This window comes from Rhodovulum euryhalinum, from assembly GCF_004342445.1.
GTDB classification, from domain to species: Bacteria; Pseudomonadota; Alphaproteobacteria; order Rhodobacterales; family Rhodobacteraceae; genus Rhodovulum; species Rhodovulum euryhalinum.
In genome coordinates, this window is sequence record NZ_SLWW01000003.1 from 24,325 (window position 1) to 44,251 (window position 19,927).

20 protein-coding genes are annotated in these 19,927 nt (G+C 68.2%); 9 read left to right on the forward strand and 11 right to left on the reverse strand.

The window, feature by feature from the left end:
• The 4 genes from EV655_RS04250 to nifK all read left to right on the forward strand — a co-directional run bounded on the left by EV655_RS04250 (position 1) and on the right by nifK (position 5,185).
• The gene (locus EV655_RS04250) at positions 1-834 is read left to right on the forward strand and encodes an SIR2 family NAD-dependent protein deacylase (protein ID WP_132542187.1); all 834 of its coding nucleotides are present in this window, start codon (positions 1-3) and stop codon (positions 832-834) included.
• A gap of 312 nt (positions 835-1,146) precedes the next feature.
• Positions 1,147-2,022, forward strand: coding sequence for a nitrogenase iron protein (gene nifH, locus EV655_RS04255; protein ID WP_132542189.1), 876 nt, complete (start codon positions 1,147-1,149; stop codon positions 2,020-2,022).
• A gap of 58 nt (positions 2,023-2,080) precedes the next feature.
• Positions 2,081-3,553 carry a nitrogenase molybdenum-iron protein alpha chain gene (nifD, locus tag EV655_RS04260; protein WP_132542190.1) on the forward strand — a complete coding sequence of 491 codons (1,473 nt, stop codon included), beginning with the start codon at positions 2,081-2,083 and terminating at the stop codon, positions 3,551-3,553.
• A gap of 93 nt (positions 3,554-3,646) precedes the next feature.
• Positions 3,647-5,185: a nitrogenase molybdenum-iron protein subunit beta gene (gene nifK / locus EV655_RS04265; RefSeq protein WP_132542192.1), complete on the forward strand. Its 1,539-nt coding sequence runs from the start codon at positions 3,647-3,649 to the stop codon at positions 5,183-5,185.
• Between the two features lie 374 nt (positions 5,186-5,559).
• On the opposite strand, the gene EV655_RS04270 is transcribed toward nifK, so the two are convergent.
• The 10 genes from EV655_RS04270 to EV655_RS04315 form a co-directional block, all read right to left on the reverse strand.
• A complete protein-coding gene (locus tag EV655_RS04270) occupies positions 5,560-6,333 on the reverse strand; it encodes a hypothetical protein (protein WP_132542194.1) in 774 nt (257 codons plus the stop codon).
• Between the two features lie 228 nt (positions 6,334-6,561).
• Entirely contained in the window at positions 6,562-7,683 is a 1,122-nt protein-coding gene (locus EV655_RS04275) for a Zn-dependent alcohol dehydrogenase (RefSeq protein WP_132542196.1), read from the reverse strand.
• 17 nt (positions 7,684-7,700) lie between these two features.
• Positions 7,701-8,921: a TCR/Tet family MFS transporter gene (locus tag EV655_RS04280; RefSeq protein WP_132542198.1), complete on the reverse strand. Its 1,221-nt coding sequence runs from the start codon at positions 8,919-8,921 to the stop codon at positions 7,701-7,703.
• Between the two features lie 74 nt (positions 8,922-8,995).
• On the reverse strand, positions 8,996-9,826 hold the full coding sequence (locus EV655_RS04285) for a 3-oxoadipate:acetyl-CoA acetyltransferase (protein WP_132542200.1): 831 nt from the start codon (positions 9,824-9,826) through the stop codon (positions 8,996-8,998).
• The gene (locus EV655_RS04290) at positions 9,823-10,530 is read right to left on the reverse strand and encodes an alpha/beta fold hydrolase (RefSeq protein ID WP_132542201.1); all 708 of its coding nucleotides are present in this window, start codon (positions 10,528-10,530) and stop codon (positions 9,823-9,825) included. The genes EV655_RS04285 and EV655_RS04290 overlap by 4 nt, the downstream gene beginning before the upstream one ends.
• A gap of 66 nt (positions 10,531-10,596) precedes the next feature.
• Positions 10,597-11,385: a 3-oxoadipate enol-lactonase gene (pcaD, locus tag EV655_RS04295; RefSeq protein WP_132542203.1), complete on the reverse strand. Its 789-nt coding sequence runs from the start codon at positions 11,383-11,385 to the stop codon at positions 10,597-10,599.
• A gap of 60 nt (positions 11,386-11,445) precedes the next feature.
• Positions 11,446-12,564, reverse strand: a complete 1,119-nt coding sequence (locus EV655_RS04300; RefSeq protein WP_132542205.1) for an endonuclease/exonuclease/phosphatase family protein — start codon at positions 12,562-12,564, stop codon at positions 11,446-11,448.
• Positions 12,561-13,547, reverse strand: a complete 987-nt coding sequence (locus EV655_RS04305; RefSeq protein ID WP_132542207.1) for a threonine ammonia-lyase — start codon at positions 13,545-13,547, stop codon at positions 12,561-12,563. The genes EV655_RS04300 and EV655_RS04305 overlap by 4 nt, the downstream gene beginning before the upstream one ends.
• Positions 13,538-14,371 carry an alpha/beta fold hydrolase gene (locus EV655_RS04310; protein ID WP_132542209.1) on the reverse strand — a complete coding sequence of 278 codons (834 nt, stop codon included), beginning with the start codon at positions 14,369-14,371 and terminating at the stop codon, positions 13,538-13,540. Before EV655_RS04310 ends, EV655_RS04305 begins: the two co-directional genes overlap by 10 nt.
• Complete coding sequence (locus EV655_RS04315; protein WP_132542211.1) at positions 14,371-15,060, reverse strand: haloacid dehalogenase type II; 690 nt, start codon at positions 15,058-15,060, stop codon at positions 14,371-14,373. Before EV655_RS04315 ends, EV655_RS04310 begins: the two co-directional genes overlap by 1 nt.
• Before the next feature lie 123 nt (positions 15,061-15,183).
• Between EV655_RS04315 and EV655_RS04320 the strand changes: the two genes are divergently transcribed.
• Together EV655_RS04320 and EV655_RS04325 are read left to right on the forward strand one after the other, a co-directional pair.
• Positions 15,184-15,570, forward strand: a complete 387-nt coding sequence (locus tag EV655_RS04320) for a VOC family protein (RefSeq protein WP_132542213.1) — start codon at positions 15,184-15,186, stop codon at positions 15,568-15,570.
• A 140-nt stretch (positions 15,571-15,710) separates the two neighbouring features.
• Positions 15,711-16,139 (forward strand): FKBP-type peptidyl-prolyl cis-trans isomerase, encoded by a 429-nt coding sequence (locus EV655_RS04325; RefSeq protein WP_132542215.1) that lies wholly within the window; start codon positions 15,711-15,713, stop codon positions 16,137-16,139.
• A gap of 193 nt (positions 16,140-16,332) precedes the next feature.
• Here the strand turns inward: EV655_RS04325 and EV655_RS04330 are convergent, their stop codons facing one another.
• Complete coding sequence (locus tag EV655_RS04330; RefSeq protein WP_132542217.1) at positions 16,333-16,635, reverse strand: DUF6476 family protein; 303 nt, start codon at positions 16,633-16,635, stop codon at positions 16,333-16,335.
• On the opposite strand from EV655_RS04330, the gene EV655_RS04335 reads away from it, so the two are divergent.
• From EV655_RS04335 to EV655_RS04345, 3 genes are all read left to right on the forward strand, one after another.
• Positions 16,634-17,674 carry an RluA family pseudouridine synthase gene (locus EV655_RS04335; protein WP_243644984.1) on the forward strand — a complete coding sequence of 347 codons (1,041 nt, stop codon included), beginning with the start codon at positions 16,634-16,636 and terminating at the stop codon, positions 17,672-17,674. The two genes, EV655_RS04330 and EV655_RS04335, sit on opposite strands and share 2 nt — an antisense overlap.
• 168 nt (positions 17,675-17,842) lie before the next feature.
• Complete coding sequence (gene rpoH / locus EV655_RS04340) at positions 17,843-18,739, forward strand: RNA polymerase sigma factor RpoH (RefSeq protein ID WP_132542219.1); 897 nt, start codon at positions 17,843-17,845, stop codon at positions 18,737-18,739.
• Between the two features lie 152 nt (positions 18,740-18,891).
• The gene (locus tag EV655_RS04345) at positions 18,892-19,926 is read left to right on the forward strand and encodes an ankyrin repeat domain-containing protein (RefSeq protein WP_132542221.1); all 1,035 of its coding nucleotides are present in this window, start codon (positions 18,892-18,894) and stop codon (positions 19,924-19,926) included.
• The last annotated feature ends 1 nt before the right edge of the window (position 19,927 follow it).

Here is a 19,927-nt window from a genome sequence, read left to right on the forward strand (position 1 = left end):
ATGGGGGACGAAACCCGCCTCGCGCATCTGATCGAAGAGATCGCCCAGGGCAAGCGCGTGCCCTATCTGGGCCCGGGCGTCGCGGCGCTGTCACCGGGGGCGGCACCCGCCTCACCGTCGGATCTGTGCGCCGCGATCGAGGCGAAGGTGCGGGCGCCGAAACGGGCCACGGGCAACCTGTGGTCGGTCGCCCAGTTCGTCGAAAGCCGCCGGTTCCGCCGGACGCTGGAAGCGATCGTGCAGGAGGTCTTCACCGCGCGGCCCGTGCCGGGGTCCTTGCATCGCTGGATCGTCCGCGCGCGCCCGCCGCTGGTGATCGACGCCTGGTATGACGGCCAGATCCTGGATGCCGCGATGGCCGAGGGCATGGGCACCTGGGGCTGGGTGCAGGGCATCAGCCGCAATGGCGAAAGCCGCGACATCTGGACCCTGGCCTATGACTCGACCGGCGCGCTGCTTGGCGAGGCCCCCGATCCGGCCTGGGAGACGCTGGTCTACAAGCCGCACGGGTTGATCCGTCCGGGCCATTCCTTCCTGATCTCGGACAGCGACTATGTCGAGGTGCTGACCGAGATCGACATCCAGAGCCCGATCCCGGACGAGGTGCAGAACCGCCGCACCGGCCGCCCCTTCCTGTTTCTCGGCTGCCGCTTCGACGACCAGCTCTTGCGCACCTATGCCCGGCAGGTGGCGAAACGGGCGGGGCAGGGCCATGTCGCGGTGATCGAGGGGCCGCTGACCCGGATGGAAGAGAAGTTCTTCGACGAGATGGGGATCGAGCGGCTGGATCTGCCGCTGTCCGCGGTGGAGGCCGCGGTGTCGGTCCCGGCCTGAACACTCTGAAAACCGTGAGCTTGCGCCTTTCTGATGCGGCCCCCATCCGGGGGCCGTTTTCTTGAGCATTTTTTCCCGGAGGAAGATGCGCGCGGCGGTTAGCGGCGCAGGGGCGAAGGCGACAGCCGGTTGTGGCTTCTTTGTCGGGTTCTACACATCACAATACTGCGCGCGGGTATGATGCAGGTTATTGTTTTAAAATGATAAAAGTTTTTCGCCTGGCTTGGCACGCTTCCTGCTTCAAGAGGGCCGAGAGGGGCCGCGACGCCTTCTCGCGACACCGAACCTAGATAGCTGCAAAGGACGAACCCCATGAGCGCGCTGAGACAGATCGCCTTCTACGGCAAGGGTGGCATCGGCAAATCCACCACCTCGCAGAACACGCTGGCCGCCCTGGTCGAGATGGGCCAGAAAATCCTGATCGTCGGCTGCGACCCCAAGGCCGACTCGACCCGTCTGATCCTGAACACCAAGCTTCAGGACACCGTGCTGCACCTCGCCGCCGAGGCCGGCTCGGTCGAGGACCTCGAACTCGAGGACGTGATGAAGGTCGGCTATAAGGGCATCAAGTGCACCGAGGCCGGCGGGCCCGAGCCGGGGGTCGGCTGCGCCGGCCGCGGCGTGATCACCGCGATCAACTTCCTGGAAGAGAACGGCGCCTATGACGACGTGGACTACGTGTCCTACGACGTGCTGGGCGACGTGGTCTGCGGCGGCTTTGCCATGCCGATCCGCGAGAACAAGGCGCAGGAAATCTACATCGTCATGTCGGGCGAGATGATGGCGCTTTACGCCGCCAACAACATCGCCAAGGGCATCCTGAAATACGCCAACTCGGGCGGCGTGCGCCTGGGCGGCCTGATCTGCAACGAACGCCAGACCGACCGCGAACTGGAGCTGGCCGAGGCGCTGGCCGCCAAGCTGGGCTGCAAGATGATCCACTTCGTGCCGCGCAACAACATCGTGCAGCACGCCGAACTGCGCCGTGAAACGGTGATCCAGTATGCGCCCGAAAGCTCGCAGGCCAACGAATACCGCGAGCTGGCCCGCAAGATCCACGACAACTCGGGCAAGGGCGTGGTCCCGACCCCGATCACCATGGAAGAGCTGGAAGAGATGCTGATGGATTTCGGCATCATGCAGTCCGAGGAAGACCGCCTGGCGCAGATCGCCGCGATCGAGGCCTGAGACACGCGGGCCGGCCCGTGCGCCGGCCCACCCCATCCCGCCCGAAGGAGTCAGCCAGATGGCTAAAGACATTCCCGATCCGATCTCGCCCGAAAAGCTGATCGAAGAGGTTCTCTCCGCCTATCCCGCCAAAGCGGCCAAGAAACGCGCCAAGCACCTGGGCGTGGCCGAAGCGGTGCCCGAAGGGGAAACCGAGATCGTGTCGAAATGCGACACGGTGAAGTCCAACATCAAGTCCGTCCCCGGCGTGATGACCATCCGCGGCTGCGCCTATGCGGGGTCCAAGGGCGTGGTCTGGGGCCCGATCAAGGACATGGTCCATATCAGCCACGGCCCCGTCGGCTGCGGCCACTATTCCTGGTCGCAGCGCCGGAACTACTACACCGGTACCACCGGCGTGGACAGTTTCGTGACCTTCCAGTTCACGACCGACTTCCAGGAAAAGGACATCGTCTTCGGCGGTGACAAGAAACTGGAAAAGACGATCGACGAGATCAACGAGCTGTTCCCGCTGTCCAAGGGCATCACGGTGCAGTCGGAATGCCCGATCGGCCTGATCGGCGACGACATCGAGGCGGTCGCCCGCAAGAAGAACAAGGACATCGGCAAGACCATCGTGCCGGTCCGCTGCGAAGGTTTCCGCGGCGTGTCGCAATCGCTGGGCCACCACATCGCCAATGACTGCATCCGCGACTGGGTACTGGACAAGGGCGAGGGTGCCGCCTACGAGCCCGGCCCGCATGACGTCACCATCATCGGCGACTACAATATCGGCGGCGACGCCTGGTCGAGCCGCATCCTGCTGGAAGAGATCGGCCTGAACGTGGTCGGATCGTGGTCGGGCGACGCGACGCTGGCCGAGATCGAGAATGCGCCCAAGGCCCGGCTGAACCTGATCCACTGCTACCGGTCGATGAACTACATCTGCCGGCACATGGAAGAGACCCATGGCGTACCGTGGATGGAATACAACTTCTTCGGACCCAGCCAGATCGCCGCCAGCCTGCGCGCCATCGCCGCCAGGTTCGACAAGACCATCCAGGACAACGCCGAGAAGGTGATCGCCAAGTACCAGCCGCTGGTCGACGCCGTGCTGGCGAAATTCAAGCCGCGGCTCGAAGGCAAGAAGGTGATGCTGTACGTGGGCGGCCTGCGTCCGCGCCACGTGGTCACCGCCTATCACGATCTGGGCATGGAAATCGTCGGCACCGGCTATGAATTCGCCCATGGCGACGACTACAAGCGCACCGGCGAGTACATCAAGGAAGGCACGCTGATCTACGATGACGTGACCGGCTACGAGCTGGAGAAGTTCATCGAGACGATCCGCCCCGACCTCGTGGGCTCGGGCATCAAGGAAAAATACCCGACGCAGAAGATGGGGATCCCGTTCCGCCAGATGCACAGCTGGGACTATTCCGGCCCCTATCACGGCTACGACGGCTTCGCGATCTTCGCCCGCGACATGGACCTGGCCATCAACAACCCGGTCTGGGGCCTGTTCGACGCGCCGTGGAAGAAATCGGCCTGACGGCCCCTTGCGGGGGCTGGTGGCCCCCGCGTCCCCTCAACCCTTTCGGCCGGCGTCCCGGAATGCGGACGGGCCCGAAGAAGGATCGCACAGATGCCCCAATCGGCAGACAAGATACTGGACCACGCCAAGCTGTTCCACGAGCCCGAATACAAGGAGATGCTCAAGAACAAGCGGGCGAAGTACGAGAACGCCCCGCCCGCGCCGCAGGTGACGGAAATCCTGGACTGGACCAAGTCCTGGGACTACCGCGAAAAGAACCTCGCCCGCACCGCGCTGGTCATCAACCCCGCCAAGGCCTGCCAGCCGCTGGGGGCCGTGTTCGCCTCGGCAGGCTATGAAGGCACGATGAGCTTCGTGCACGGCAGCCAGGGCTGCGTGGCGTATTACCGCTCGCACCTTTCGCGCCACTTCAAGGAACCGTCCTCGGCGGTGTCGTCCTCGATGACCGAGGATGCGGCGGTGTTCGGCGGTCTGACCAACATGGTCGAGGGGCTGGCCAACACCTACGCGCTCTATTCGCCCAAGATGATCGCCGTCTCGACCACCTGTATGGCCGAGGTGATCGGCGACGACCTCAACTCGTTCATCATCCAGGCGAAGGAGAAGGAAAGCGTTCCGGCCGATTTCGACGTGCCCTTCGCCCATACGCCCGCCTTCGTCGGCAGCCATGTCGACGGCTACGACAACATGCAGAAGGGCATCCTGGGCCATTTCTGGAAGGATGCCGAGCGGGTCGAGACCGACGCGATCAACATCATCCCGGGCTTCGACGGCTTTGCGGTCGGCAACATCCGCGAACTGAACCGGATGCTGGACGCGATGGGCGTGACCTACACGATCCTGTCGGACGTGTCGGATGTCTTCGACACGCCGTCGGATGGCGAGTTCCGGATGTATGCGGGAGGCACCAGGCTTGAGGATGCCAAGGCAGCGGTCAACGCCAAGGCGACGATCTCGATGCAGGAATACTGCACCCGCAAGACGATGGAACTGTGCGCCGACAAGGGCCAGCAAACCGCCGCCTTCCACTACCCGATGGGCGTGGGCGGCACCGACGAGTTCCTGATGAAGGTCTCGGAACTGACCGGCAAGCCGGTTCCCGACAGCCTGACGCTGGAGCGCGGGCGGCTGGTCGACGCGATGGCCGACAGCCAGTCCTATCTGCACGGCAAGACCTACGCGATCTATGGCGACCCCGACTTCGTCTATTCGATGGCCCGCTTCGTGATGGAAACCGGCGGCGAGCCGCGCCATTGCCTGGCCACCAACGGCGGCAAGGACTGGGTCGAGAAGATGGAGGCGCTGCTGGCCTCGTCGCCCTTCGGCGCAGGCTGCCAGGTCTGGGCCGGCAAGGATCTGTGGCACATGCGCTCGATCCTGGCGACCGAGCCCACGGACATGCTGATCGGCAGCAGCTATGGCAAGTACCTGGAACGCGACCTGGGTATCCCGCTGATCCGGCTCACCTTCCCGATCTTCGACCGGCACCATCACCACCGCTTCCCCACCTGGGGCTATCAGGGCGGCCTGACCGTGCTGGTCAAGATCCTCGACACCGTGCTGGACAAGCTCGACACGGACTCCGGCACCCTGGGCGAGACCGACATTTCCTTCGATCTCACCCGCTGAACGTCAGCCCCGGCGCGTTTCCCTGTCCTGTCCCCGCGCCGGGGCCGTCGACGAAGCTCTCCCCGGGGCTTCGCAAGGCGCGGCCGGTGGTGTTTTCCACCGGCCGCGCCTTGGTCATCCCGGCGGGGTCAGTCCCCGGATCCGGATAACCGCCTTTGGGGCTACGCGGGCCCTTGACCGCAGGCTATGCATGGGGGCGCTGCCTCGCGTCCTTCGGACGTCCCCAAGCCAGTTCAGACCAGACAAAGCCCTGCCCGCACCCGCAAGTCGGCTGCGCCTCTCGGCCCCGGTGGAGCGGCGCAGGACGGATGCAGGCGGGTACCGCGGTGAGACCCGCAGCCAGTCCCCCCGGCAAGGCAGAACTGCGCGTCAGCCTAGTCGGTGCAAGGGAAGATCGAATTGTCAACAAAGCTGAGCCCGAAGCGGGCCTCGCGCGTCGGCGTTGCGACATGTTCCACGATCGGGCGGAAGAATGCCTCGAAATCCGCGCCCGGGTCGCGAAGGCCCCTGACGATGGGTGCCAGGTCGCGACAGCTGGCGGTCATCGCCGCATGGTCGTTCGTAATCCAGAAGCCGACCTCTGGGGCAACCGGAACCGCTTCGGCCGCGATCGGGAAGTAGCGCGGCGATGTCAGCGTCCGGATCGTCCAGTCCCGGCTTTCCTGGTTGCGCGCAGCGCTGGCCAGCAATTCGGCCAGCGCGCGGGAATAGCGGACTTCGTACCCGAGCAGTCGGCCCGGCGTGGCGCCGTGCACCACCGCCTGGGCCTCGATCCGGATTTCCAGCCGGGCCAGCGTCGGATGCCGCTGAAGCGTGAAGACGGCGGTCAGCATGTCCGGGTCGGCGCTGCCGATCGAGGTGATCGAGGCCGAGTCCGGCACCGAACCCCGGAGATAGTCCTCGACCTTCCGCTCGGTCTCCGTCACCAGCCGGTCGGTTCTGGTCTCGATATCGCGCATTACCGCGTTCTGCGAGACCGAGTTGTAGATCTGGATCCCGAGAAAGATGGCGACAATGAGCGAGGTCGACCAGCCGGTGGCCTTGATGAACGAGGCTTCCTTGCGGTTGGCTTCTTCCCGCGCCTTCCGGTCGGCATCGAATTCGGCACGGAGGCGGTGCAGTTCCAGGTCCGTCGTGGTCTGTTCCATGGGCATGCCTGCCGTGCGATCATCAGGATCGTACGCGTGAGCCCCGCGTTGCGCCATGCGACCCGGTGGCCAGAAGTGGTGGCCGCCAGCGTCGATCATGGGTCCTGGAACGTGCCGGCCGCTGCTTGCCGCCGGTCGACCGCGGCAATTTCCGGCATGGCTGCCCTGCGTCGTGCAGCCGGGCAGCCCCATGGCGGCATACCGACGCCGTCGGAGGCGGTCAGGTCATCAGGGCTGTCGGTCCGCTTGCAGGCCGGTGTCCGGATGGCCAACGACGATGACGTTCCGCAGGGCGGCGCCCGTTCTGGTGTCGGCGATGGCCTCGTTGATCTGGTCCAGCCTCCAGCGCCCCGAGACCAGGTCATCAAGCCTGAGGCGGCCCTGCCGGTAAAGATCGACGATCCACGGGATGTCGCGCGCCAGCACCGTGTCGCCCATCATCGAACCGCGCAGTTCCTGCCCCAGCAGCGCGATCGCCACCGGTTCATAGCGCGCGGTCTGGCCGGAATGGGGCATGCCCACCATCACCAGCCGTCCGCCGGGGGCGAGGTAGCGGGGCGCCGTGTCATAGGCCGCCGCCGACCCCACCGCGACCAGCACCGCGTCGGCGGCGCGGCCCGCGATCTGGCGCGCCTCGCGCCAGGGCTTGTCCCCTGTCGCCAGCACCCCATCGGTCGCGCCGAACGCACGCGCGGCCTCGATCTTGTCGGCCCGCATGTCCACCGCGATCACCCGCGCCGCCCCGGCAAGCCGCGCGCCCTGGATCGCGTTCAGTCCCACACCGCCCGCGCCGATCACCACCACCGTCTCGCCGGGCCGCACCCGCGCCGTGTTGACCGCCGCGCCCAGCCCGGTGATAACCCCGCAGGACATCAGGCAGGCCGCCTCCATCGCCATGTCGGGCGGGATCGGCGCCACCTGGCTGTGATGCACGACCACGGCCTCGGCGAAGGCGGCGGTATCCAGGCCCTGGTGCACCGGCTGGCCGTCCGGGGTGAAGAGCGGCGTGTCGCCGTCATTGGGTTTGGTCCGGCAGATGCTGGGGTGCCCCGAGGCGCAACTGGGGCAGCCGCCGCAGGCGCGGATCAGCGTGACCAGCACCGTGTCGCCCGGGGCGACCCCCGTGACCCCCGGCCCCACCGCGGCGATGCGGCCGGCGGCCTCGTGCCCGTAGACTGCGGGCAGGCTCTGGTTCCAGGCGCCGTCGGCCATCGAGATGTCGGACTGGCAGATCGCGACGGCCCCGATCTCCACCTCGACCTCGCCGGGGCCGGGCGGGCGCAGGTGCAGGGTCTCGATCGTCAGGGGCGCGCCGAAGGCGCGGCAGACGGCGGCACGGATCGGGCGCATGGGCTCCTCCCTCGGGGTCAGGCGGGGGCGCGGGTGTCGGCCCGCGCGACGAAGACAAGGGCGCAGGCGATCATCAGGCCGGCCGCCAGCAGGAACGGCGCCCCGGGCAGGACCAGCGGTGCGCCCTCGCGCGTGAAGGCAGCGAAGATCTGCGTCATCGCGATGGGCGACAGGATCATCGCCACCGAGCGGGTCGAACTGATCGCGCCCTGCAACTCGCCCTGTTGGTTGTCATCGGCCGCCTTGGACATCAGCCCCAGGATCGCGGGCGTGACCACCGCCCCCAGCGCCAGAAGCGGCGTCATCAGCAGGATCGCGGCCGAGTTGTCGACGAAACCGATGATGAGGAAGGCCAAGAAATTGTACGACAGCCCGTACCAGACCGTGCCGCGCTCGCCCAGCACCCGCAGGATCACCCGGATCAGCCCGCCCTGCACCGCGGCGATGCCGATACCGAACAGCGCCAGCGAAATGCCGATGGTGCCGGTCGACCAGCCAAAGCGATACTGGGTGAAATAGGCCCAGATCGCGGGGTAGATGAACATCGCACATTCGTAGAGGAAGAACAGCGTCAGCAGCGGCCGCACCCCCGGCAGGCGCCCCATCTCGCGGAACGCGCCGAGCGGGTTCGCGCGGCGCCAGTCGAACGGGCGGCGGATGCGGTCGGTCACGGTTTCGGGCAGCACGAAATACCCGAAGATCAGGTTGGCGGTGGCCAGCGCCGCGGCCGCCCAGAACGGCGCGCGGGGGCCCAACTCGCCCAGAAAGCCGCCGATCAGCGGGCCAAGCACGAAACCGATGCCGAAGGTCGCGCCGACAAGTCCGAAGCGCGCGGCCTTGCGTTCGGGCGGCGAGATATCGGCGATGAAGGCGCCCGCGGTCGCCTGCGTCGCGGCGGTGATGCCACCGACGATGCGCGCCGCGAACAGCAGCCAGATCGAGCCCGCCAGCGCCATCACGACATAGTCCAGCGCCATCGTGGCGAGCGAGATCAGCAGCACCGGCCGCCGCCCGTAGCGGTCGGACAGGTTGCCGACCAGCGGGCCGCAAAGGAACTGCATCACCGCAAACGAGGTGGCGAGGATGCCGCCCCAGATCGCGGCATCCGACAGCCCCACGCCCTCGATATCGCGGATCAGGTCGGGCATCACCGGCAGGATCAGCCCGATCCCGATGGCGTCGAGGATCAGGGTGATCAGGATGAAGATGATCGGCAGGCGGGTCTTGGGCTGGCTCATGGGGCGCGCGTCCTGACGTTGTATGACAAAGGCTTAGCCGTGAGGGGTGCGCGCGGCAAAGCGTTTCGCGCGCCTCAGCCCGGCCGCAGCCCCAGGATCGCGCGTGCCTCGGTCCAGGTGGCGACGGGGCGGTCGTATTTTTCACACAGCTCGACCGCCCGGCGCACCAGCGCCGCGTTCGAGGGCGCAAGCCGGTCGCGGTCCAGCCGCACGTTGTCCTCCAGCCCGGTGCGGGTGTGGCCCCCGGCGGCGATGGACCATTCGTTCACCTCGATCTGGTGCCGCCCGATGCCCGCGCCGCACCATTCGGCATCGGGGGCGATCCGCTTCAGGGTCTCGACGTAGAAATCGAAACTGGGCCGGTCCGCGGGCATGGCGTTCTTCACCCCCATCACGAACTGCACATAAAGCGGTTTCGCCAGCCGTCCGTCCCCGCTCATCTTCACGGCCTGGAAGATGTGGGACAGGTCGAAGGCCTCGATTTCCGGCTTCACATCGTATTTGTGCATTTCCGAGGCCAGCCAATCCACCAGATCGGGCGGGTTCTCGTAGACCCGTGTCGGAAAATTGTTCGACCCGACGGCCAGCGAGGCCATGTCGGGGCGCAGGGGCAGCATGCCGCCGCGCGCCGCCCCGGCCCCGGACCGGCCGCCGGTGGACAACTGCACGATCATGCCGGGGCAATGGGTCTGGATGCCCTCCATCAGGCGGGCGAACCGCTCGGGGTCCGAGGTCGGGGTCTGGTCGTCATTGCGCACGTGGCAATGTGCGATCGAGGCACCCGCCTCGAAACATTCCTGCACGCTTTCCACCTGTTCCGAGACGGTGATCGGGACGGCCGGGTTGTCCTCCTTGCGGGGAACGGATCCGGTGATGGCGACGCAGATGATGCAGGGCTTGGTCATGGGGTCTCGGCGATGTTGATCAGGATTTGGGCCAGTCTATCGGGCCCGGCGAAGAAGGGCGAGTGCCCGGCCTCAATGCGGTGGACTTGCGCGGCCGGCCAGTCGCGCACCATGTCCTGCTGCGCCTCGGGCGGGATGACCCGGTCCTCGGTGCAGATCACGTAGTGGCGCGGGATTCCTGCGGGCAGCGCGGCGGCCGGTTCGGTACCCGGCGCGGTCGGCTGCGGGGTCAGGCGGGCACGGGCGTAGTCCACCGTGCCGGGTGGGCAGTCATGGTAGAAGAGCGGCGCGAGGTTCTCGTCGGCGAAGACCGAGGTCTTGCGGTCCGCGCTCATCCGGATCGCCGACAGCAGGTTCTCGCAGCGGTATTGCGCCCGCAGGTCGCGGGCCGACTGGCCCGCGCGCGGCGCCCAGGCGGCGACGAAGACCAGGGCGGCGATCCTGTCCGGCGCGGCGGCGGCCGCGGCGGTGATGGTGATGCCGCCCAGCGAATGGCCCACGAGGATCGTGGGACCGTCAAGCGCGGCCAGCACCGCGTCGCGGCAATCGGCCAGCGTGACCTGTTCTGGCGGCGTCGGGTCCGCCCCGGCCGACGGCAGATCCAGCGCCTGCGCCTCGTGCCCCGCGGCCCGCAGCAGGGGCAGCACGTCACGCCAGCACCAGGCGCCGTGGTTCGAGCCGTGGATCAGCAGGAAGCGGGTCATCAGCGGCCCATGACCGGGGGCAGGCCCCGCCGCGGATGTTCGATCCGTGCAAGTCCGGGGCAGGGGTCAGACATGGCCGATCTCCTTCAGGAAGCCGGTCAGGACCTCGGTATAGTCCCCGGGCCGGTCGACGCAGGGCAGATGCCCCGCGCCGCGGATCAGGTGGAACCGCGATCCCTTGATCAGCGCCGCGGTCTCGCGCACCAGATCGGGCGGGGTCGAGCCGTCCTCGCTGCCCGCGATGGCCAGCGTCGGCAGCGTCAGCCCCGAGGTCGGAGTATAGAAATCGGTGCCCGAGATCGCCGCGCAGCAGCCCAGATAGCCCTCGACAGGCTGGCGTGTCAGCATGGCGCGCCAGAGCAGGCAGTCGGGGCTTTCGCGGAAGGGGCGCGCGAACCAGCGGTCCATCGTGGCATCCGCCAGCGCCGCGATCCCGCCCTTGCGCACCGCCTCGATGCGGTCGGCCCAGATCGCGGGGGTGCCGATCTTGGCGGCGGTGTTGGACAGCACCATCGCCCGCACCTGATCCAGCCGCTTGACCGCCAGCCCCTGCGCGATCATGCCCCCGACCGACAGCCCGACGAAGACGCAATCGGTCACGCCCAGGAAATCCAGCAGCCGCTCGGCATCGCGCACCAGCGCGCCCATGGAATAGGGCCCCGGCGGGCAGGACGACAGCCCGTGCCCCCGCTTGTCATAGCGGATCGCGCGCAGCCCCGGCGGCAGCAACGCCACCACCTCGTCCCAGATCCGCAGGTCGGTTCCCAGCGCGTTGGCCAAGACGACGGGCGCGCCATCCGGGTCGCCATCCTCGCGGTAATGCAACGCCACGTCGCCCAGATCGGCAATCCGCATGAACCCCTCCTGTCCTGCCCGGCCGCGGCGCAGCATGGCCCGCGCGCCGGGGGGCGTCAATCAGACCAGCCGGACATGGGCCATGATCTGGCCGTGGTCCGAGGCCCGCACATTGCCCGGTGCCTCGGGGTGGGTGCCGTCGGTGATGTGGTCGTTGTAGACGCCGAAATGGGTCATCTCGCCGATGCGGCCGGGCCAGTCCGGGTGGAAGTGGCGCGAGAACAGGATCGCGTCGAAGGATTCGAAGACGCCGCCGAAGGCATTGGTATAGGCCAAGTCGCGCAGGGATTTCCGGATGAACAGCCGTTCGGCCGAATGGAGCCGCACCCGCTCGACCGCCTCGCGGATCGTGGCATCCTCCGACCGCGTGTAGGTGTCGTCGGCGGATCTCGCGTCGTGGCGGCGCAGCCAGGTATGGTCGGGGAAGGGCGCTTCGCCCGCGATGATCTGTTGCGTCGCCGATTGCGGGGTGGCGTTCAGATCGCCCAGCACCGCCACGGGGTTGCCCGCCTCCAGTTCGTCCACCACCAGCTTGCGCAGCACCCAGGCCTCGGCCATGCGCCGCAGCGAGGCGCGCAAGAGGCCCAGCGCCCGCCCGGCAGCGTCATACTGCAACAGGTCGATCTCGGGCGAAAAGCGCGCGCCCTTGGGGCGGACGAACTCACCCATTCGGGATTTCAGATGCACGTTGAAGACGGTCAGGACGTGGCCGCCCACCGGCACGCGCACCTTGAGGATCGGGCGGGTCAGCCGGGTCAGCTGATAGTGGCCGGCATCGCCGCCGCCGAGGTGGTGGAACGGGATGTCGAGCGGCGGATCAAGAAGCTGGATGGATTGCGGATCGCCCTCGAAGCCAAGGCGCGACAGTACGGCAAGCCCCGGCCGCCGCTCGCCCGGGCCGGAGTCGGCGAAGTTGGGGGCAAAGGCGAGGTCCGCCCCGGCATAGGGGGGGCGGCCGGGGGCCAGCGCGTCGGCCCCGGCGATAACCTCGCGCAGTGGTTCGGGGTCGATGATCTCCTGAAAGCCGACGATATCGGGTTTCATGCGGTTCAACTGCCCCGCCATCCAGTCGCGTTTCGCCGCGTAATCCTCTGGGGAATATTGCTCGAACCGCTGATACTCCTGATCCGGGCCGATCAGGTTCTGGGCGTTGAATGTCGCGATTCTGAAAGACGTCACGGCGTGTCTCCGGCCCGGTCGAGGGCCATGCGGAAGGTGTCGGCGCCGACATTTCCACCCGAGGCGACCGCGATCACCGCGTTTCCCGTCATCGCCGGGGCGTGGAACAGCGCCGCGGCCAGGGCCACCGCGCCGCCCGGTTCCAGAACGATCCTGAGATGCGCGAAGGCGGCGGCCATTGCCCGCAGCGCCTCGTCCTCGGTCACCACGAGGCCGGGGCCGCACAGCCGCGCCATGATCGGAAAGGTGATCTCGCCCGGGCTGGGTGTCAGGATCGCATCGCAGAGCGAACCCGCCCGCGCCTCGTTCCGCACGATCCGCCCGGCGGCCAGCGAGCGGGCTGTGTCGTCGAACCCCTCGGGCTCGGCCGGGCGCACCTGCAGACCGGGCGCACGTGCCTCCAGCGCCAGTGCCACGCCCGCCGTCAGCCCGCCGCCGCCGCAGGGGACCAGCACGTCTGCCTGTGTCACGCCTTCGGCGGCGGCCTGCGCGGCCAGTTCCAGCCCCACCGTGCCTTGTCCGGCGATCACCTGCGCATCGTCGAAGGGTTTGACCAGCGTCAGCCCGCGGGCCTGCGCGATCTCGGCGCCGATCGCGTCGCGGTCGCCGGTCGCTCGGTCGTACAGCACCACCTCGGCCCCCAGCGCGCGGGTGTTCGCGATCTTGGGTTCGGGCGCGTCAGACGGCATCACGATGACCGCCGGCACCCCGAAGCTGGCCGCGGCCCGGGCCACCCCCTGCGCATGGTTGCCCGAGGAATAGGCGATCACGCCGCGGGCGCGGGCCGCTGCGTCCAGCGCCGAGACCGCCGCCCAGCCGCCGCGCGCCTTGAAGCTGCCGGTATGTTGCAGGCATTCCGCCTTGACCAGTACCCGCCGCCCCGCGATCCGGTCGAGAAACGGCGAGGACAGCAGCGGCGTTTGCCGCACATGGCCCGCCAGCCGCGCCGCCGCGGCCTCGATGATCTGCGGGGTCACGCGCATCTCTCCAGGAAGGCCGCGATCGCCGCCACGGATTCGGGTTCGTCGAGAAAGGGCACATGGCCGCGATCCGCGACCTCGGCATGGATCATGTCGGGGCGGCGGCGGCGCATCTCGGCCGCGGTGTCGGCTGACAGGATGTCGGAATTGGCGCCCCGGATCAGCGCCACCGGCAGCCCCGCGAGCGCGTCGAAAAGCGGCCAGAGATCGGGCATCGCCCCCGTGGCCGAGGCCTCGGCCACGGCGTGCCGCAGGCGCGGGTCGTAGCGCAGCGCCAGCCCGTCGGGCGCCTCGTCCCACAGCCGCCGGGCATAAACCCGCCACTGCGCGCGCGTGACGCCGGGAAACCGCCGGGCCATCGTCTGTTCCAGCCGCGCCGCGGCCGCGTCGTAATCCGCCAGTTCCGGCCGCTTGCCCAGGTAACTCATGATGTAGCCCATGCCCACCGGGTCGACCATCGGGCCGATATCGTTCAGGCAGACCCCGATCAGCCGGTCCTTGTGGCCAGCGGCCAGCACCATCGCGATCAGCCCACCCCGCGACGTGCCCAGGATCGCGGCCCGCGCCAGCCCCAGATGGTCGAGCAGGGCCAGCGCGTCGCGCCCCTCGCGGATCAGGTTGTAGTTCATGAAATCCGGGTCATGGTCCGACCCGCCCCGTCCGCGGGTGTCCAGCCGGATGATCCGTGCACGGTCGGCGAACTGTTCCACCACCGGTTCGAAATCGTCCATGTTGCGCGTCAGCCCCGCAAGGCACAGAAGCGGCGTTCCCGTGCCCTGGTCGTCATAGGCCAGCCACAGCCCGTCATCGGCGGCAAAGCGCTGCATCACGCCCCCTCCGCCAGCGCCGGGATGCCGGTCAGGTCGGCCAGCACATGTGCGGGCCGCCAGGGCATCCGGTCGACGGGTGCCCCCGACCGGTTGACCCAGGCGGTGACGAACCCGTAGCCCGAGGCCGCCGCCGCGTCCCAGCCGTTCGACGACACGAACAGCACCTGCGCAGGCGCACAGCCGAAGCGGCGCCCGACAAGGTCGTAGACCTGCGGCGCGGGCTTGAAGATGCCGACGCTTTCGACCGACAGCACGTCATCCAGCAGGCCGCCGATCCCCGCCGAACCGACCGCGTCGGCCAGCATCCCCGGCGACCCGTTCGACAGGATCGCCGTGGCCTTGCCCGCCTGTTTCAGCGCCGACAGCATGCCGGGAACCTCGGGATAGGCTGACAATTCGCGGTAAAGCGCCAGCAGCCGCGCCCGCAGCCCGGCCTCGCCCGCCAGCCCATGCGCCTCCATCGCCCAGTCCAGGCCGTCCTCGGTCACCTGCCAGAAATCCGCATGCGTCCCGGTGATCGCCCGCAGCCAGCTGTATTCCAGTTGCTTGCGGCGCCAGTCCTCGGCCAGCAGCGGCCACAGATCGGCCAGCCGCGCGCCGCCCGGTTCGGCTGCCGCCTCGCGCGCGGCGGCGGCGACGTCGAACAGCGTGCCATAGGCGTCGAAGATGCAGGTTGTGATCGCCATCGGGTTCTCCCTCGGCGCCGAGACTGGCACAGACCTGCCAAGGGGGGAAGGGTGCGGCGACGGGCATGACACCTCGTCACGCGAATCGGTTAGGCTGGCCCCGCACAGGGACAGGAGGCACCGATGTCGCAGAACCACGGCAAGGTCTGGTGGACCGAACTGATGACCCGGGACGTGCCCGGCGCGCTGGCCTATTACAGAACGGTCTGCGGCTGGCATTTCGAGCCGATGCCGATGGGGGCCGGTGTCTATCAGGTCGGCCATCGTGGCGACCAGCCGGTGGTCGGCGTCATGGACCTGGCCAGCATCGAGGGTAGCGAGGACCTGCCGCCCCACTGGTTCAGCTACTTCGCGGTGGACAACCTTGACCGTGCGCTGGACGAGACCCGCGCCCGGGGCGGCACGGTGATCCGCGAGCCCTTCGTCATCCAGGGCATCGGGCGAATCGCGATCGTGACCGACCCCACGGGCGCGGCGATGGGGCTGCTGACGCCCGCGCCGATGGGCTAGGCCGGGTCCGGGCCTCGGGTCCGTCCGGGGGTTTACATCGCCGTCCCGCCGGGTACGCTGGTCCCACACCCAGAGCACCTGCGCGGCGCATGCGCGGCCTCTGCAAACCCATTTCCCCCAGAAACGCGAAGGACAGACCCATGACCAAGGTCAAACCGGGCGACAAGGTTCGCATCCACTACACCGGCACGCTGGCCGATGGCACCACCTTCGACACGTCCGAAGGCCGCGCGCCTCTGGAATTCACCGTCGGTTCGGGCGAGATCATCCCCGGCCTCGACGCGGCCCTTCCGGGCATGGCGGCGGGCGAGAAAAAGACCGTCGAGATCCCCTGCGCCGAGGCCTATGGCGACCACAATCCCGAAGCGCGTCAGGCGATCCCGCGCGCCCAGGTGCCCGACGAGATCCCGCTCGAGATCGGCACTCGGCTGCAGTTGCAGACGCCGCAGGGCCAGGTGATGCCGGTCACCATCGCCGAGGTGACCGAAGACGAGGTTGTGCTGGACGCCAACCACCCGCTGGCCGGGCAGGACCTGACCTTCGCGATCGAACTGGTCGCGATCGACTGACCGGCACGCCGCCCGCAACGGCCGTTCCGCAGGCGCCGCTGGCACGAACGGGAAAACCCGTCCGGCCTTCTTCTTGGCGGAAATACTCCGGGGGCGTGCGGGGGGCAGCGCCCCCCGCGCGGGTCGTCCCGGCGTCAGCCGGGGCGAAACCCGAAGCGCGGCATCGGCCCCGCCTGCCGCCCCGGCGCTGCGCCTATCGCGTGATCTTGACCGTCTGCCGCAATGCGCCCGTCGCCGCGTCATAGATCAGGATGCGGTCGTCCTCGGTCACCACCGCGACCCAGTCGCGCCCGCGGGTGAAGGCGCTGGCCCTCGCCCCCTCGGGCAGGACCACGGCCTCGGGCAGGGGCAGCGTGCCGCCGCCCGGCATCCGGATGACAAACAGCGCGACGATCACTAGAAAGCCTGCGATCATCGTCACCATCAGCACGGTGACCAGCACGCGCAGCAGTTTCAGGTTCGGGGGCAGGGCCTCCGGTTGTGGGGTATCGTCCATGTCCACGCCCATGTCCTCGCCTCGGCGGCTGACGGTCCGGATCGGGCCGAACCCGCCCGACCGCCTTGATAAGGCGCTTGCCCGCGATGCGCCAGAGGCCGAGGGGCTGACGCGGTCGCGGCTGGCAAAGCTGATCGCAGCCGGCGGCGTGATGCGGGGCGGCGCGCCGCTGACCGGGCCGCGCGCCCGGGTGGCCGAGGGCGACGAGATCGAGATCGCCTTTGCCGAACCGGCCGAGGTCGCGGCCGCGCCGCAGGCGATTCCGCTGGTCGTGGTCCACGAGGATGCCGACCTGATCGTGATCGACAAGCCCGCCGGGATGGTGGTGCATCCGGCGCCGGGCTCGCCCTCGGGAACGCTGGTCAATGCGCTCCTGGCCCATTGCGGCGACAGCCTGTCGGGCATCGGCGGCGAGAAACGGCCGGGCATCGTCCACCGGATCGACAAGGAAACCAGCGGGTTGCTGGTGGTGGCGAAGACCGACAAGGCCCATGCCGTGCTGTCCGCGCAATTCGCCGCCCACAGTGTCGAGCGGCATTACCGTGCGCTGGTCTTCGGCCTGCCGGACCCGGCCGATCCCCGGCTCAGGGGCCTCGCGGGTGTCAGCTTCGAGCCGGGGGGCGTGATGCGGATCGCCACCCGCATCGGCCGCCATCCCTCGGACCGCCAGCGCCAGGCTGTGCTTGCCTCGGGCGGGCGGCATGCGGTCACGCGGGTTCGGGTCGTCGAAAGCTTCGGCACGCCCCCCGCGGCCGCGCTGGTCGAATGCTGGCTGGAAACCGGGCGCACCCACCAGATCCGCGTCCACCTGGCCCATGTGGGCCACGGGCTGATCGGCGATCCGGTCTATGGCGGGCGGCGGAAGCTGTCGGAAAAGGCGATGGGCGCCGAAGCCGCCCGGGCGGCCGATAGTTTCCCGCGGCAGGCGCTGCATGCCGCGACGCTGGGCTTTGTCCATCCGGGTACCGACGCGACGACGCGCTTCGACTCGCCCCTGCCGGCGGACATGGCCGCGCTTGCCGCGGCGCTTCGGGGATGAAACACAGGCACAAACCTGCGTGACTGGCTGACATCTTTACCGGAAATTAACCCGGTTTCGACGGAATCCGGTCCATTCTGCGTATATTGATGTGAAGTGCTGTAACTTGAACCCGCCGGTTCGGTTGTTAGGTTCACCGCCAAGCACGAGGGAGCGAAAGGGATTCAAATGAGCAACTATGTCGGTCTTCCCGCCCCGTCTCCGGAACAGGGACTGAACCGGTACCTGCAGGAGATCCGCAAGTTTCCGCTGCTGGAGCCGGAAGAGGAATACATGCTGGCCAAGCGCTGGGTCGACCACCAGGACACCGAGGCGGCGCATCGCATGGTCACCTCGCACCTGCGCCTCGCGGCCAAGATCGCCATGGGTTATCGCGGTTACGGGCTGCCCCAGGCCGAGGTGATTTCCGAGGCCAATGTGGGCCTGATGCAGGCGGTCAAGCGATTCGACCCCGAGAAGGGCTTTCGCCTGGCCACCTATGCGATGTGGTGGATCCGCGCCGCGATCCAGGAATACATCCTGCGGTCGTGGAGCCTGGTCAAGCTGGGCACGACAAGCGCCCAGAAGAAGCTGTTCTTCAACCTGCGCAAGGCCAAGGCCCGCATCGGCGCGCTGGAAGAGGGCGACCTGCGCCCCGAGAACCTGGCCCGGATCGCGCATGACCTGAACGTCACCGAGGACGAGGTCATCGCGATGAACCGCCGCCTGTCGGGGGGCGACGCCTCGCTGAACGCCATGGTGGGCAGCGACGGCGACACCTCGACCGAATGGCAGGACTGGCTCGAGGACGAGGATGCCGACCAGGCCGAGGCCTATGCCGAACGGGATGAACTGGAAAGCCGCCGGGCCCTTCTGGTCAAGGCGATGGACGTTCTGAACGAGCGCGAGAAGGACATTCTTCTGCAACGTCGGCTTCAGGACCAGCCGGTGACGCTGGAGGAATTGTCGGGCGTCTACGATGTCAGCCGCGAACGTATCCGCCAGATCGAGGTGCGCGCCTTCGAGAAGTTGCAGAAGCGGATGCAGGATCTGGCGCGTGAAAAGGGGATGCTGGCCCGCGCGTGAGCGGAAACGAGCCGTGCAGAACCCGCCCCGGTGCGGCATGACCGAAAAAGACAACTAAAATTTGTCTCATTTCGACGCAAAAATGGCCGGATTCGACAACTAGGGCGAGTGCGCTGGGAGTCGTGGGTTCCTTTTTGTGTGTGGTGAGTGAGATGAGTGTCGATCTGGCAGAATTGTTGTCGCGGCTCGATGGCGCGGCGCGGCGGGGGGCGTTCGACGAGTTCGAAACCCTTGTGGCGCAGGCCGTGGCGGTTCTGGCCGGGCTGCCGGCGGAGTCGCAGCACGAGGCCGTGCGCGCCCGCCGTGCCATTGCGGCCCTGCGGGGGGAACTGGTCCGCAGCGCGGGCTTCATCGCCGAGAACGAACGCCTGAGCGCGGAACTGGCCGCGGCCGAGACCATGGGCGAGACCGGCCGCGCGCGCCGCCTGTCCGAGGCGCTGTATCGGCGCGGCAAGGCGATCATGGCGACCCTGCGCACGCCCGGAGAAGAGACCGAGCCCCGCGACGAGCCCGTGCAGGCGCTGTTCGTGGCGATCGCGTCGGGCGATACAGACCGGGTGCGCGCCCGCCTTGCCGGTGCCGAGATCGACGCGCGGCATGGGCCCTTGCAGGAAACCGCGCTCTACCACGCGCTGTCGGTCGAGGGCCGGTCGGTCGAGATGGTCCGGTTGCTGCTGTCGCTCGGCGCCGACCCGAACGCGGGGATGGCCGAGGGGTATCGCCCTCTGCATGCCGTCGCGGCCTATCCATGGGGCTGGGAAACGGCCTCGGCCAAGGCGCTGCTGGCCGATCTGCTGGTCGAGGCCGGGGCCGATATCGAGGCGCGGACCGAAACCTGGGGCTGGACGCCGCTGCACCGGGCCGTGCTCGAGGGGACCGCGGACGAGGTCGAGGCGCTGCTGCGCGCGGGGGCCGATCCGAACATGCCGTTCGACGGCCGCTCGGAGCCCTGGTTCACCCCCGGCCGGCTGCCGCTGCAGATCGCGGGCCACGACACGGCCAAGGTCAGGCTGCTGCTGGACTATGGCGCCGATCCGAAGAAGACCGATGCGTTGGGTGATGATACCGCGACCTATCTGCGCTCTCTCATTGCCGAGCATATCGCCCGCCGCGCCGAGGAGGACGCCCACCGCGAGGGGCTGGAACGATCGCTGGCGATGGTGAGCGGTTGGCCGGCGCGGTCCTGAG